This window comes from Massilia sp. Masssp93, from assembly GCF_059491295.1.
Genome location: NZ_CP168502.1, coordinates 1,726,784 through 1,742,700 on the forward strand (window position 1 = coordinate 1,726,784; position 15,917 = coordinate 1,742,700).

The window sequence follows — 15,917 nt, forward strand, 5'->3', positions numbered from 1 at the left end:
CGACCTCACGGCCGCCCGGCATGTCCCCGGCCGCGCCGGTCAGCGCGTCTGCGCCGCCGACAACAGCGCCGCGTCGCCCCAGCTCACCGGCAGCTGCTCATTGGCGCCGCCCGCGCTGCGCGCCACCAGTTCGATCACCTTCACGCCCGCGACGTCGGCGCCCAATGCCTGCGCCGGCTGGCCCCAACGCGAGGGCTTGCTCGTGGCGAGCAGCTTGCCGTCGCCGTAGATCATGAAGGTCACGGCATGCGTACGGTCCTGGGCGGAATCGTCGACGCCGACCCGCGCGTCCAGGCGGCGGTAGCCGTGGTTGCGCACCTCGAGCCGGGAATTGGCCAGGATGCCGATGCCGGAAGCGTAAGGCGTGCCGGCGATCTGCAGTATCTGGCCGTACGGTGTGCTGTCGGCGCGCGCGCCGCCCCAGCCGGCGTACATCGGCCGTTCGCCCTGGCCCTTGGTGCCGGTCCAGCCGAACGACGAGCGGAAGATCGTCGGATCGGCCTGCGGCGCGCTCACGCCGTCGACGGCCGGATTCACGCTGCCCGGCTGTTCCGACAGATACATGCCCTGCGCCAGCACGCGCGTACCCTGGGCGCGGAAGATCCGCGTCTCGCGCGGCGCGACGCGGATCTTGGTCTCGTTCGTGAACGAGGTGTCGGCCCTGGTCCAGAGATCGGTCAGCGTGACTGGCGCGTCCTTGCGGAACTTGAGGTGCTCGGCGGTCAGGTCGACGTCGATCGGCGCGAAGCCGCGGTTGAACAGCGCGACCGCCTTTTGGCCGGAGGCGAGCGTCTTGACGAGGATTTCCAGGTCGTCGGCGTCGTAGGCGAGTGTCGCCTGGTTGCCGGCCGGGTCCTGGTTGACCGCGATGATGTCGGCATTGCCGAAGATGTCCATCAGCGCCTGCGGCGTCGTCCTCAGGTCGGCGCCCGTCATCAACGGCGCGTTCAGCATGGCCCAGAGCGCAAAGTGCGACCTGGCTTCGACCAGGTGGCCGGCATCGAAATCGCCGGCGCCGATGAACAGCATGTCGGGGTCGTTCCAGCTGCCCGGATGTCCATACAGCGCGCGCCGTGCCGCGCTGTCGAAGTTGCTCAGCATGCGGGTCCAGGACGGCCGGATGTCGTCGCTGGTGCGCGAGATGTTGCCGAAGTTTTTGCCCCACGCGCGCACGTCGGCCGCGCCCCAGACGCACAGCGACAGCAGGAAGTCGCCGTCGGGATTGTTGTGCTGGAGCGCCGCGTTAATCTGCGTGAATTCCGCCTGCACCGCCGGGATATTCGAACGGGCGACCGATTCCAGGTCCAGCACCGGCGTCAGCGCGCGGTACTGGCCCGAGCGGACCTTCGGGCTGGCGGGGCCGTACGCGCGCAGGCCGCAGCCGTCGACCTTGATGAAATCGAAGCCCCAGTCGGTGAAGAAGAGCTTGATGTCCTGGTCGATATGGCCGTACAGGCCGATCTCGCGTTCGAGCACGCTGCCCTTGGGGAGGTCGGTGTCGGTGCCGGAATAGGCTTGCGAGCAGGTGTTGCGGCCAAGGTCGGAATAGATGCCGGCCTTCAGTCCCATCGCGTGCAGCTTGTCGGTGAGGGGGCGGAAGGTGCTGGCGGCGCCCGTGACGGACGACGGGAAACGGTCGGGCCGGATCACCAGATGTCCGTCCGGCACCTGGCGGCGTAGCGCCCACCCGTCGTCGATGTTGATGTAACGATATCCCTTGGCGGCCAGGCCGCTGTCGACGATGCGCTTGGCCGAGCCGATGATCTTCGCTTCGTCGATATCGGTGCCGAACGCGTTCCAGCTGCTCCAGCCCATCGGCGGCACCGACGCGCGGCCGGCCGTGTAGGCGCTCCAGTGCGCCGTCGGGGCGAGGGGATCGGTTGCGGCGTGCGTCGCGGCCGCCGCGAACAACAGGGGTATCAGGACCAGGCGGGGCAGCCGGCATAAAGACCTTTGCGCTTGCATCAGAAGTTCCAGTTCGATTGATGAATGTAGCTGGATTATCTGGATCGCGGGGCTGCACGACAATTATTAAAACTGTCAGGTGCTATATTAAAATATGCAGGCTTCAGCGCCGGGCGCCGAACTGGCGGTCGAGCCAGTCGTAGGCGTGGTCCTGCACCGCGCGCGGGAATTCGTGGCCGCCCGGCCGCACGACCCCCTCGAACCGGTCGGCCGCGCCCCAGGCCCGCCACACCTGCGCCATCTTCGCGTATGCGTCGCGCACGGCGGCGACTGGGAACAGCTTGTCGGTCTCGCCGGCGAAGAACAGGGCCGGTTTCGGCGCGGCGAGGCTCGCCACGTCCGGATAATCGAGCCAGCGCAGCAGGCCGGGATGCATCATCTGGAACGACGACCCGCCGCGCAGCGTGCTGCTGCCCGGGACCATCAGGCCGTCCGCCGTGGCCATCCAGTTCGACGCGACCACGGCGGCGATGTCGTCGGACAGCGCTGCGACCTGCCACGCGCGGAAGGCGCCCATCGAAAAGCCCAGCGCGGCGACGCGCTTGCCGTCGACTTCCGGCAGCGACGCGAGGAAGCGCGCCGCGCGCACGTCCTCGAGCGCCATGTTGCCGGCGAGGGAGCTGCCCAGGTTGAAGAAGTTGGACGCCAGCGCCTGCTGGGCCTCGCCCGTCAGCGGGCCGCGGTCGCCCCAGCCGACGGCATCCGCGCACAGCACCACATAACCGCGCGCGGCCAGCGCGTCGCCGGGCCAGCGGCCGGAAAAGTGCTTGTCCGCCCAGGCCTGCGCGGACGCGTGGCGGGCTGCGTCGGCCTCGCCGAACGGTTCGATCATCTTTTCCTTGCCGATGTCGAACTTGCCGCCATGGTCGTGCAGCATGAGCGCGGCCGGGTGCCTGCCGGCGGATGTCGGCACCAGCAGCAGGGCGCGCACGCGGCTCACGGCCGTGATGTTGAAGACCACCTGGCGCGCGACGTAGCTGCCGCGGTCCTGTTCCGCGATGACTTCCGGCGCGAACGGCGTATCGTCGCGCTCCTGCAGCGTGGCCTGCCACAGCGCGGCGCGCCCGCGCTCGCGCCACGCCGGCAGGTCCGTGACCTGCGGCGACCACGCCAGCGGATAGCGCATCCGCGCCTTCAGCGCCGGGGCGAACACCGGCATGTTGTAGGCGACGCCGGGGCTTTGATAGGCCTGCGCCGGCGGCGCGAGCCGGTCGTTCTCCACCTGCGGCGGCTGCGCCAGCACCCACATGAAGTACAGCGTCTTGGCGGCCTTGGCGCGGGTGACCGTCGCCTGCGGCTCCAGCAGCCGGCCATCGACCATGCGGCCGCGCGCGATGCCCGCCTCCGAGCGGATCAATCCCAGCCGGTACGCATCCTCGACCCTGGCCGCGAGGGCGGGGGCGAGGGCCGCGCGGTCCTCCAGCTGTGCCCAGTCCACCAGCGGGTAGTACATGGCGCCGTGCGCGCCCGTGTCCAGATTCGGGTCGTAGCCCGGGGAGCCTGGCACGACGGTCCGGCCGTTGTAGTCGGTCATGTAGCGCGGCTTCGCGGCGAAGCGCAGGTGGTAGGCGTCGTCCACGATGGCGCCCATGACTTCCCGCCGCAGCGGGCCGGCGGGATAGCCTGCCAGTGCGCCCTCGGGCAGGTGCAGCAGCCGGCCAAGCGCGGCGGCGAATTCGCGCGTGTCCATCGGCGCCTGCGGATGGACGTTACCCTGCGCGTCCTCGCGCAGGGCGCCGAGCTGGATCAGCTTCTCGATCTGGTTGCGGTAGTACGCGCCGTCGCCGGACCGGATGTCGGCCGCGATCTCCGGATAGATCGCGGACCAGTCGCCGGTGCCGATCGCGGCCCGCACGTCGGCCCGCAGCGCGCCGGCCACCCGCGCCGCGACCGCATCGCCCTGCTGCGCGAGCTGCGCCAGTCCGGTCACGACCATGCGCGCGTACTGCTTGGCCATCGCTTCCTTGAAGTGGGTGCCGTCGATCTTGTTGGCGGGATGGCCGTTGGCATAGCTGCCGTCGTTGGTCTTGCCGGGCGTTTCGCCGGCCTCGATCGACATCATCATCGCCGTCACGGCGGCCACGCCCGCTTCGTTGTAGTACGCGACGCTGCGCGCGTTCAGGTCGACCAGCGGCACGCCGGCGTCGCGGGCGACCCTGCGCATCACATCCGGGAAGCGGCGCTTCCGGAACGAGTTTTCGTACGGGCGGCCGGGCGGCTGCGCGCCGTTCACGCGCGACATCGGCGTCACCAGCACGGCGTTCATGCCGCGCGCGCGGATCGCCGGCAGGTAGACGTCGCGGATCATGGCCTCGTACGTCGCCTCCGTCGCGCCGCGGCCCCAGCGTCTGGTCTCGTCCTCGCTCTCGTCGTTGTGGCCGAACTGGATCAGCACGACGTCGCCCGGGTACCCGGCCAGCAGCAGGTCGTTGAAGCGGCCTTCGGCATAGGCGTTGCGGAACGAGCGCCCGCCATTGGCGTAGTTCACGACGCGCACCCGGGCCGGGTCGAACAGCTTGCCGAAGACCTGGCCCCAGCCGCTCATCGGCGCTTCCTCGAACGTGTACGACTTGACCGTGGAGTCGCCGAGCGTGAACACGGCCGGCAGCGTGCCGGCCGGCCGGGCGTCAGGCGCCACCGGCACGATCTCCAGCGCCTCGATGCCGACCGGCGTGCCGGTGCGGTTGGGCTCGACCTCGATGTCGATGAACGCCTGGCCGTTCACGTAGCGGTAGCGCCATTCGTGGCCGTCCACGCGCATGAGCGTCCGGTTGGGCAGCAGGCCCGCCGCGTCCCAGCTGGACGGCTTGAGCAGGCGGCTGGTCTGCATGCCCGATATCGAGACCGTGGCGTCGTCCGCGCCCGCCGTCGCGCGCACCCGGATGTCGTAGGTGCCCGGCGGGACCTTCACGCGGAACGCCATGCCGAAACGGTTGTCGCCGTCGAACGCCGCTTCCTCGATGACGGCGGCCGTGCCGGTGCAGCGGATGCCGGCGCTGTGCACCGGCCGTGGCGGCCGGGCGCCGGTCTGCGCGACGAAGCCCCAGCCGCGCCCCGCGTCATAGGCCGGGACGTCGTCGCCGTGGCCGCAGGCGGCCGCCTGCATGCCCGGCGTCTCCGGGCCGGCGAAGCTGAAGCGCAGCGGCGCCGGCACCGGGCCGGCCCATGCCGGCGCGGCGGCCAGCGCCAGCAGCAGAAAAGAGTACAGGGATGGTTTCATATGATCTCCGGGGTGGCGCGGCCGTTGCGGTCCAGGGTGACGTCCAGCAGCCGCGTGCCGTGGCGCAGGCGCACCGCGGCGCCCGGCCTTCCGCGCAGGGCGACCCGGCGCAGGCGGCCTTGCGCCCAGTCGATGTCGAGTTCCACGCCGCCGCGCGCACGCACGCCGCGCAGCGCGCCCTCGGGCCAGGCCGCGGGCAGGGCGGGGAGCAGCTGGATCTCGCCGCCCCACGACTGCACGATCATCTCGAGGATGCCGGCGGTGCCGCCGAAATTGCCGTCGATCTGGAACGGCGGATGCGCGTCGAACATGTTCGGATACGTGCGCGTGGGGCCGAGCAGGCCGGTGAGGATCGCGTGGGCCCGGTCGCCGTCGCCCATGCGGGCCCACAGCACCAGCCGCCAGGCCGTCGCCCAGCCCGTCGACTTGTCGCCGCGGATGTCGAGCGATACCTTGGCCGCTGCGATCAGGTCAGGCGTGTCGCGCACGTTGATCTGTTCGCTCGGGTAGACGCCGTACAGGTGCGACACGTGGCGGTGCGTGTCCTTCTTCGCGTCCCAGTCCTCCAGCCATTCCTGCAACTGGCCCAGCGCGCCGATCCGGTCGGCGGGCAGGCGTTTGCGCATCGTCGCCAGCGTCGTGGCGAAGCCGGCATCCGGATCCTTCAGCGCGGCATGCGCCTGCAGCGTCCAGCCGAACAGGTCGCGGATGATCTGGCGGTCCATGGCCGGTCCGGCGCACAGCGCCACGCCGGGATGGTGGTTGTGTTCCGGCGACATCGACGGCGACGTCACCAGGCCGCGGCCCTTCGGGTCCTCGACCATGGCGTCCACGAAGAACAGCGCGGCGCCCTTCAGCAGCGGGTAGATGCGGCGCAGCCAGGCCTCGTCCGGGTGGTATTCGTAGTGGTCCCACAGCGTCTTGCACATCCACGCGCCGCCGAGCGGCCACATGCCGAAATTCGGCCCGTCGATCGGCGCCGTGGCGCGCCACAGGTCGGTGTTGTGGTGGGTCACCCAGCCGCGCGCGCCATAGTGCTTGCGCGCCGTGACGGCGCCGGTGACGGCCAGGTCCTCGATCATGCGCAGCACCGGTTCCACGCATTCGGCCAGGTTGGCGGCGTGCGCGGGCCAGTAGTTCATCTCGGTGTTGATGTTGATCGTGTACTTGCCGCCCCAGGGCGGATTGTTCCCCTCGTTCCAGCGGCCCTGCAGGTTGGCGGGCTGCGAGCCCGGACGCGACGACGCCAGCAGCAGGTAGCGCGCATATTGCACGTACAGCGCGGCCAGGCCGGGGTCGGGCGCGGCTTCCGACACGGCGATGCGTTCGTGCGTGGGACGGGCATCGACGGCGCCGCCGCCGAGCCGGATCGAGAAGCGCTGGAACAGCGCCCGGTGGGCCGCGACGTGGTCGGCCTTCAGGCGCGCGTACGGCTTGCGCGCGGCCGCGTCGGTGCGGGCGCGGACGAGCGCGACCGGGTCGCCGCTCACGTCGGCGTAGTTCACGTAGCTGGTGGCGCAGGAGACGAGCAGCGTGATGGCCGTGGCGCCGCGCACCCGCAGGCGGTCGCCGTCGACGCTGGCCGTGCCGTCGCCGACGGCGCGTACGCGCACTGCGTAGCGCAGCGCGGCGGGAATGCCCTGCGCCGGCTGGTTGCGGCCCTCGACCAGCAGCGCGCCGGCGCCGTCCGGCCGGATGGCGAGCGTGGCCGGGCGCTGGCTGGCATCCGTCGACTCGCGCAGGTCCCAGGCGGCACCTTGAAAAGGCGCGGGCGGCGTCTGCGTATCGCCGTACTTGACGTTCGCCGGTGCGCGGTAACCCACGTCCAGGTCCAGCGGGCGGCCGCCCGTTGCCGTCAGGTGCAGCACCACGACCTGGTCCGGTTCGCTGGCGAACGCTTCGCGCAGGTGGCGCGTGGCGCCGTCCGTGAAGCTGGCCGTCGCGACCGCCGTGTCGAGGTCGAGCGAGCGCCGGTAGTGGGCCGCGCCCTGCACGCCGGGGAAGTCGAGCAGCAGGTCGCCTGCGGCGCCATACGGCATCTGGCGCATCGGCTTGCCCATCATCGACGCGCTCGCGAGGTCCGCGGCTTCCTTGAACTTTTCCTGGTCGATCAGCGCGCGCACCCGCGGCAGCGCCGCCAGCGCGTCCGGGTTGCTCGGATCGTACGGACCGCCGGCGAACAGCGTGTCCTCGTTCAGCTGCACGCGTTCCTGCGCGGCGCGGCCGAACACCATGGCGCCGAGCCGGCCGTTGCCGATCGGGAGCGCCTCGACCCAGGGGCCGGCCGGCTTGTCGTACCAGAGGCTCAGGCTGTCGCGGTCGTGCGTCGTCGCGGCGACGACGGTGGCGCCGGCGAGGCCCGGCATGGCCAGCGCCAGCCCGGTCGACACCATGAAGCTGCGGCGCGCCGGCCGGGACGGGTGTTGTCGATTCAAGAGTGTCTCCTGTCGGTCACAAGGTACGGAAGTTCAAACCGACCATGATGCGGCGGCCGGCATACGCGTAGTCCAGCAGGTTGGGCGTCCCGTCGGCAAACGGCGTCGACGCGCCCTGGCTGTTGGTGGTGGTCGCATTCCCGAGATTGCGGCCCTCGACGAAGACCTCCACGTTCGGCCGCAGCTTGTACGCGAGCTTGGCGTCGATGAAGCGCGTGGTGTCCTTGTAGTTCGGCGAACCCGGATTGTAGGGGAATTTGGTGAGCTGGACCCCGACGCCCGGGTAGTTCTGGATCGCGGCCTGCTGGGTGCAGCCGGCGATGCAGGTGAAGTAGGAAGCCACCGCCTGCACCGCGACGCGCGCCGACAGGCGGCCGTCGTCGTACCACAACGCCCAGTTGTACGAATACTTCGACTCGCGCTGCGGCGGCAGCGGGGCGCCGGTCAGCAGGTCGACCGCGTTCTCGCTGGTCGTGATCGACCGCAGCTTCGTCACGTTGGCGTCGAAGCCGGTGTAGCGCAGCGCCCAGGGCAGGAAGGTGAACGCGGTCTTGGTGCCCAGTTCGAGGCCCTTGCGGGTCGTCGCGGCGCCGTTCATCCACATCGAATAGTTGAACGGGATGGTCGACAGGTCGGTGCCCGTGGCCGGGTCGACCAGCGGCGAGCCGGCGAACAGCGGCAGCTTGTTGACGCCCTGGCTCAGCGCGGGGCCGATGATGCCTTTCTGCCGGAAGATGGCGGCCGTGAACATCGTGTCCTTGTTCGGATACAGTTCGAGGCTCAGGTTCTGGTTGAGGTTCTTCTGCGCCTGCAGGGCAGGGTTGCCGAGCGTGCCGCTGCAGCGCTGGGCGACTTCGCCGCCCACGGCCAGCGTCTCGTCGTAGATGCAGGTGCCGGCCGGCAGCAGCTGCGTGATCGGCGGCCGCGCCACGGTGCGCGCGCGGCTGTAGCGCACGACCAGCTTGTCCGGGACCATCCACATCGCCAGGTTGTACGTCGGCAGGAAGTCGGTGGTGCTGGCGTTGACGGCGGTGTTGCGGATGTACGTGTTGGTGACGGTGCCGCCCGGCGCGGTCGGGTTGAGCGGGTCGTAGGACGCGGTCGGGGTGATGGAGCTCAGCGTCATCATCCCGAGGCCGCTGACCTTCGTGCGCACGAAGCGGTACCCCAGGTTGCCGTCGATCTCCCAGCCGAACGGCAGGGCGCGATCGGTGAACGGGATGTGGTCGATGCCGAAGTCGCCCATGATGTAGAACGCCTGCGTGCGTTCCTTGAGCTTCTGCACCGGCTGGTCGTAGACCTTGCCGTCGTTGGCGGTGCAGTGCTTGACGCAGTCGTAATTGTTGTTGGGCGCGCCGATCAGGCCGAAGGCTTTCTCGACGTCGATCTGGGTCCAGTTGTCGAGCATGCCGGCCGGGCGTCCGCTGGCGCCGCTGAACAACTGGGTCGACGTGGCCTTGCCGGTCAGGACCTGCGACACGAGGTCCTGGAACTGCTGCGGCGTCAGTTGCGTCGTGCCGTTCAGGGCCAGGCGCGGGTCGGGGTTCGAGACATAGCCGTACTGGCACGGCTTGCCGCCTGGGCCCAGCGAGCCCGGGGTGTCCTGGCAGGCCTGGACCACGTCGCGGGCGATCGGGGTCGGGAGCACGATCGGCGCCTGGTAGCCCGGCTGGCCATAGGTGCCGTTCGCCGCCTGCAGCACGATGCCGCCGCTGTTGCCGTCGCCCGGATTCCAGTTGTCGACGCGGTTGTCGCGCAGGTTGAAGCCGGCCTTGAAGCGCTTGAAGAACGGGACCGACTCCGGCGTCGCCCACGCGAGATCGAGCTTGGCGGTGCGCTCCTCGGTGGCGCGGATCTGCGGGTTCCAGAACGCCTCGGTGCGCGGCGACGAAGAGCTCAGCAGCGGCTGTTGCGCGATCGTGTACGCCGGCGCGGCGCGCGTGTTGAGGGGGCCGAGCGGCTGCGCGGCGGTGTTGCCGGTGGCCGGGAACACGCGCACGTACTGGGCCGGATCGGCCTGATTGAAGCCGCTGCCGGGGAAGCTGTAGGTCCACAGTCCGTTCGGCAGGACCGACATCGTGGTCGGGCCGTAGAAATTGGTGAAGCTGATGCGCTTCTGGGCGCGCTGGAAATCCGAGCGCGCGTCGCCGACGAAGAATTCCGCGGTGAGGCCGCCGTTCCGGTAGGTGCCGCCCAGCTGGAAGTATTTCGCCGTGATGTCGGCGATGTCGTGCAACTGGTCGGTGGTCGCCTGGCCGTCGGTGATCTGGTACGACGTCAGGTGGTGGTTGGCGTCGGCGACGATCGAGCCGGGCACGATGTTGACGACGGTGCCCGCCAGCGGATAGCCGTTGCTGCGCGTGGTCGGGGTGTCGTACAGGTAGTATCCAGAGCCCGGCACCGCGTTGCGCACGCCGGCCGCGGTGTCGTCGACGTACGGTCGGCCGGTAAAGGCCGGGCTGATCGTCGTGCCGGTGTTGGTCAGCACGTTGCCGAGCGTGTAGGTGAGCTGCGACATGTCGTCGCGGCGGCGGTTGTAGCTGCCCTTGGCGTAGACGGTCAGGTGGTTGTCGACCTTGAAGTCGGCGCGCAGGTCCAGGTCCTGGCGCCTGTCGATCTCGCGCTTGACGAAGTAGCGCACGTTCGACGGCGTGTAGTCGTTCCACTGGTTCAGGCAGGTCGCCAGCTCGTTGCCGCGCTGGGACTGGGCCGCGTTGCGGCTGTTCGACGCGATCGTGTTCAACTGGGCGGCGGCGATGGCCGGGAAGGCGGCGTAGCAGTCGGCCTTGGTGCGCGCTGCCGCCGACTGGGTCAGCACCGACAGCGGCGTCGCCGAGTTGAAGAAGCCGCCGCCGGTCAGCGGCGATTGCAGCAGCGGCTGGTCCACGCTGGCGTCGGCCCGGTTCAGCGTGGCGGGCAGGAAGCTGAAGGTCTTCTGCGGCGAATTGTCGAAGTCGGCCACGCGGTAATAGCCCTGCAGCGCGCTGAAGGCGTTCTGCTGCGAGTGCGACTCGTTCGCCAGCGTCGTCGACGATGCGTTGAGCAGCAGGCCCAGGCGCCCGTCGAGGAATTTGTCCGCCAGGATCAGGTTTGCATCCGGCTTCCATTTTTTGTTCAGCGACGTTTGCGACGCGGCCACGCGCACCGACGCGAAGGGCTTCTTGAAATCGAGGCCGGTGCGCGTCTTGATGATGATGCCGCCGCCCAGCGAGCCCTCGGTCATGTCGGCCGTCGAGCCCTTGACCACGTCCACGCTCTTGATCAGGTCGGACGACAGCTGGCGGAACTCGACGGCGCGGCCGCTGGCGCCGCTGTTGCCGCCCATGTCGGCGCCGCCCGCCGATTGCACGCCCTGGCCGTCGATCTCGACGCGGGTCAGGTCGGCCGAATTGCCGCGCACGGCGACGCTGACGCCTTCGCCGTAGTCGCCCCGGTCCAGCGCGATGCCCGACATGCGCGAGATCGCCTCGCCGACGTTCCGGTCCGGCAGCGAGCCGACGTCCTCGGCGACGATCGAATCGATCGCGGTGGCCGCGTTCTTCGTGCGGTCGATGCTCGATTGCTGCGAGGCGCGCGTCGCGCTCACCACCACCCGGGCGATTTTCTCGCCGCTGGCGCCGTCCCCGGCCGGCGCCGGGTTCTCCTGCGCCACGGCGGCGCTGCCGACGATCAGCGAAGCCAGGGCCAGCGACACGGCCAGGCTCAGGCGCTTCGGCCGCAGCGGATATGATGTGCTCTCTCTCACGATAGGGTCTCCATTGTAGGTATGCGTTCTTTCCGCGGCTGGCGATGTGTACGTTATATATTGCGTACCAGATCCGGCGGTCGGACATAGATTAAGCGAGGAGTCGGGTTGGACCGTTGTGAAACTCACCAAACCACATTGTGATTATTGGCAGACCAATTTAATGAATTGGTCGGTCCAGATTTTGCTCTGCTAACCTTTTGATGTAAAACTGGCTGGACCGGCCAGTTCCGCCACACCGACAACACGCAAGGAGACGCAGCAGCATGTCCACACCATTTCCATTCCGCTCGCCGCACGGGCATTTCGCCACCTCCGGCCGCATCGCCGGCGCCGTCCTGCTGGCCGTGCTGGCGGCCGGGTGCCAGTCGGCGCCCGCCGCCCGGCCGCCGGGCGCCGACGAACCCTGGGTGGCCGACCTGGGCGACGGCCGCTACCGGAATCCGGTGCTGCATGCCGATTATTCGGACCCGGACGCGATCCGCGTCGGCGACACCTACTACCTGACCTCGTCGAGTTTCAACAGCGCGCCCGGACTGCCGTTGCTGCAGTCGAAGGACCTGGTGAACTGGGAACTGGTTGGCCACGCGCTGCCGAACCTCGTGCCGGCCGAGCGCTTCGCCGTGCCGCGCCTCGGCGACGGCGTGTGGGCGCCGTGCCTGCGCTGGCACGACGGCAAATTCTGGATCTTCTACCCGGACCCGGACCTCGGCATTTTCGTCACCACGGCCGAGCGCTTCACGGGGCCGTGGAGCGCACCGCACCTGCTCCTGCCGGGCAAGGGCATCATCGATCCGACGCCGCTGTGGGATGACGACGGCAAGGCCTACCTGCTGCACGGCTGGGCCAGAAGCCGCGCCGGCATCAACAACCTGCTGACCCTGCGCAGCATGGCGCCGGACGGCAGCCGCCTGCTCGACGACGCGGGCGCCACCATCATCGACGGCAACAAGCTGCCCGGCTACCGCACGCTGGAGGGCCCCAAGCTGTACAAGGAAAACGGCTGGTACTACGTGTTCGCGCCGGCCGGTGGGGTCGAGGAGGGCTGGCAGGCGGTGTTCCGCTCGCGCAGCATCCACGGACCGTACGAGGTGCGGACCGTGATGGACCAGGGCACGACGCCGGTCAACGGCCCGCACCAGGGCGCGTGGGTGCGGGCGCAGGACGGCAAGGACTGGTTCCTGCATTTCCAGGACAAGGGCGCGTACGGCCGCGTCGTGCACCTGCAGCCGATGCGCTGGGCGGACGGCTGGCCCGTGATCGGCGAGGACGGTCCGAAGCCCGGCACCGGCCAGCCCGTGCTCGTCCACGCCAAGCCGGTGGCCGGCGGCCCGGTCCGGGTGCCGCCGACGTCCGACGAATTCGACGGACCGGCGCTCGGCCTGCAATGGCAGTGGAACGCCAACAGCCAGGCCGGCTGGTATTCGCTGGCCGCGCGCCCGGGCCACCTGCGCCTGTTCACGCAACCCGCGCCGGAAGCGGACTATGTGCGCGGCGCGCCGGCGCTCCTGTTGCAGAAGCTGCCGGCGCCGGCCTTCGTCGTCAACACGCATGTCCGGCTGAACGGCGCGCGCGACGGCGACCGCGCCGGCCTGATCCTCGACGGCATGCAGTACGCCTGGCTGGGCCTGCGCCAGGCCGGGGCCGCGACGCAGCTCGTCTACACGACCTGCACCCCGGCCAGGGTGCGTTGCACGGAATCGACCCGCGTCGTGCTGCCGTCCGCCCCAGCGGATCTCGACCTGCGCATGGAGATGCGCGAGGGCGGCGTGGCGCACTTCTCGTACCGCAGCGGCGGCACGGCCTTCGTGCCGGTGGCGGAGCCGTTCACGGCCAGCAAGGGCCGCTGGGTCGGGGCGCAGATGGGCTTATTCAGTGTCGGGAGCCAGGCGGCGGGGGCGGGTGCGAGCCTGGACGTCGACTACTTCCGCGTCACCGCGCACTGAGGAGCGGCGTCGTTCCCGGACTGGCCGTCGGCCCTGGCGGGGACCCGATTACGTTACGTGGACGCGCGCCGGACTTGGGCCCCCGCCTGCGCGGGGGCGACGGTTCAGGGGGCGCGGGCCATCGTTTGACTGGGACCATCCGGCCGCATCGGCTCCAATCACGCCGTCCAGGGGGGCGCGCGGGCCATCGTTTGTCCGGAACCATCCGGTCGCACACGGTCCAATCACGCCGTCATTCCCGCGCCGCCCGCGGATTCCAGCCCTTGCCGCCGTCGAATCCCGCGAACACGCGGGCGCGGCTCGAGAAACGCGCGGCCTGCGCGGCCGTCAGCACCTGCCCGCCGCCGCGGCCGGAGAGATCGAGCGGCTGGCCCGCGATGTCCATGCTGTTGTATTCGAACCAGCCGGTCCCGCCGCGCGGCTGGCCGCTCCAGCCCCGGGGCGCGATATGGTCGTCGATGCGGCAGTTGATGTAGCTGACGTTGTCCCAGCTGCTGCCGGGGCGCGCCAGGAAGCTCGCGCCGGCCGGCGCGTCGTTGCCGGCCGGGCCGGGGCCGTGCGTGATGCGGCTGTTCAGGAAGACGAAGCCCGGGTCGGCCCGCGCCGGCGTGCGGGCCTGGACGATGTAGCCGCCCTTCGCGGCGGCGGCGCTGTTGCCGACCGTGCGGATCTCGCTGTCTTCGAACAGCGACGCCGGGCTGTAGCCCCAGATGAAATCGACGTTCCCTTCGATCAGGCTGCGGTAGAACCACGTATAGCCCCGCAGCAGAATCGTGTCCTGCTCGCTCGCGAAGCGGGCGTTGGTCGCGACGAAGCGCCCGTCGCTGGCGAAATTCAGCGCTTCGGCCTGGCCGCCGGTCGTCCTCGCGAGCCACGTCGTGTTGACGACGCTGAGATTGTCGAGCGTGACCAGGTCGGCGTCCTCGATCAGGAACACCGAGCGGCCGCCGTTCGTGCCCGGCGCCAGCGCGTCCTGGCTGCCGCCCGCGCCCGGATTCGGTCCGTCGCTGTTTTCGGCCGCGATCACGGTGCCGTCGCGGCCCGCGCCGCGCAAGGTGACGTTGTCCTTGCCGCGCAGGTACAGCAGGCCGTCGTAGCGGCCGGCGGCGACGTCGATCGTCACCGGCGCCGCGCGCGGCACGTTGCGCATCACGTGGTCGAGGGCGCCCTGCACGGTGCGGAAATCGGCCGGGCCGTCGTCGTCGACGGTCAGGTCGCGCCCCGTGGGCATGCGCGCGCGCGTGGTGAAACGCCAGAGCGCGGCCTTGCCGATCCCGTCGAACGGCTGCCCCGCGAGACGCGCGCCGGGGAAGGCGTTGGCATCGACCAGCACATAGTATTCGGTGCCGTAGGCGAGCCGCGCGTCGTGCGGCCGGATCGTCACCTCGCGCCCGTCGACGCGGACCGGATCGTAGCGGACCACGCGCCGGCGGCCGTCCGCGCTCGTGCCGATGGCGTCGACGTCGCCGTCGAGGCGCAGCACGTCGACCAGCGCGTCGTCGGCCGCGCGGAAGATGCGCACCGAGGCGCCGGGCCCGGGCTTTGGTGCGGCGTCGAAGCGCAGGCGCAGCGGCGTGTCGACCTGGACGTCGGCCGCGCCGGCCGCCGGCATCGCCTTGCCCCGCAAGTCGTAGACCCGGTCGGACGCCGCGAAGGCCGGCCCGACGCGGACCGCGAGCGTCGTGGCGGCGTTGTTGTCCGCGGCGCTCGACACGGTGATCGTGGCGGCACCGGCGCGCAGCGGCGTGATGACGACTGCGTCGCCGTCCATGCTTGCCGTGGCGATGTCGGGCGCGCTCGACGCGACGGCAAACGGCAGCGTGGCGCCGGTCGCGCCCGCGCCCGTGCCCGCGCCCGCGCCTGCGCTCGCGCGCACGAGGTAGCGCTGCGGCGCGTCGCCGGCCTGCAGGTCGAGCCGGCCGGACATGCGCGCCAGGCCGACGCGCACTGGTGCGACGCGGGCGTCGCCTACGCGCACGTCACCGACGCGCAGGTCGTCCAGTTCGAAGTCCCCGTCCTGCGCCAGCACGCCCACGCGCGCGGGCGGCAGCGACGGCTCGTCGACGCCGTTGATGCGGCTCCCGTCGACGTACATCGCCAGGGCCGTGCCGTCGACGTCCAGGCGCAGCGTGGTGAAGGCATCCGGCGCGTCGACCCGCGTGCCGCCCTGCTTGAGACGCGTGATCCGGCCGTCCCGCATGCGCACGATGTCGATCGCGAGCCGTTTACCGTCCGGCGTGGTGGCGAGCGCCAGGCCGAGCCAGTTGCGTTCGTCGGCATAGCGTGCGATCAGGTAGGCGTGCCGCGGCGCCGCGTCCGGGCCGGCCGGACGCAGGCGCGCTTCGACGAAATAGGGGCCCGTGGGCGGCGCGGCGGGCAGCAGCAGCGGGCGCCCGTCGCCGCGCAACAGCAGGACGTGGTTTGTGCTGCCCTGCTGCGGGCGCAGTTGTGGCGCGCTGCCGTCGGCGGCGCGCAGGCGCGTGCCGTGTTCGAAGTCTTCGCAGGCGCGGGCGCCGTTCGGGCAAGCGGCGGCGGACGCGATCCGCGTGCCGAGCGCAATGCCGAGGAGGAGGGCGGTTCGATGTCGTTTCATGAGGCGAATGAGG

At 70.3% G+C, this 15,917-nt stretch carries 6 protein-coding genes; 1 reads left to right on the forward strand and 5 read right to left on the reverse strand.

Translation table 11 applies throughout. The annotated features are described in order from the left end of the window. Positions 1 to 39: 39 nt before the first annotated feature. From ACEN9Q_RS07405 to ACEN9Q_RS07420, 4 genes are all read right to left on the reverse strand, one after another. Positions 40 to 1,965, reverse strand: a complete 1,926-nt coding sequence (locus ACEN9Q_RS07405; RefSeq protein WP_495627875.1) for an NPCBM/NEW2 domain-containing protein — start codon at positions 1,963 to 1,965, stop codon at positions 40 to 42. 103 nt (positions 1,966 to 2,068) lie between these two features. Next, positions 2,069 to 5,185, reverse strand: coding sequence for a GDSL-type esterase/lipase family protein (locus tag ACEN9Q_RS07410; protein ID WP_495627876.1), 3,117 nt, complete (start codon positions 5,183 to 5,185; stop codon positions 2,069 to 2,071). Then, positions 5,182 to 7,620 carry a glycoside hydrolase family 95 protein gene (locus ACEN9Q_RS07415; RefSeq protein ID WP_495627877.1) on the reverse strand — a complete coding sequence of 813 codons (2,439 nt, stop codon included), beginning with the start codon at positions 7,618 to 7,620 and terminating at the stop codon, positions 5,182 to 5,184. Before ACEN9Q_RS07415 ends, ACEN9Q_RS07410 begins: the two co-directional genes overlap by 4 nt. A 16-nt stretch (positions 7,621 to 7,636) precedes the next feature. Then, positions 7,637 to 11,365, reverse strand: coding sequence for a TonB-dependent receptor (locus ACEN9Q_RS07420; protein WP_495627878.1), 3,729 nt, complete (start codon positions 11,363 to 11,365; stop codon positions 7,637 to 7,639). A 266-nt stretch (positions 11,366 to 11,631) separates the two neighbouring features. On the opposite strand from ACEN9Q_RS07420, the gene ACEN9Q_RS07425 reads away from it, so the two are divergent. After that, positions 11,632 to 13,311, forward strand: coding sequence for a glycoside hydrolase family 43 protein (locus ACEN9Q_RS07425; RefSeq protein ID WP_082547911.1), 1,680 nt, complete (start codon positions 11,632 to 11,634; stop codon positions 13,309 to 13,311). A gap of 232 nt (positions 13,312 to 13,543) precedes the next feature. Here ACEN9Q_RS07425 and ACEN9Q_RS07430 read toward each other — a convergent pair whose 3' ends face one another. Further along, a complete protein-coding gene (locus tag ACEN9Q_RS07430) occupies positions 13,544 to 15,904 on the reverse strand; it encodes a pectinesterase family protein (RefSeq protein ID WP_495627879.1) in 2,361 nt (786 codons plus the stop codon). Between the last annotated feature and the right edge of the window lie 13 nt (positions 15,905 to 15,917).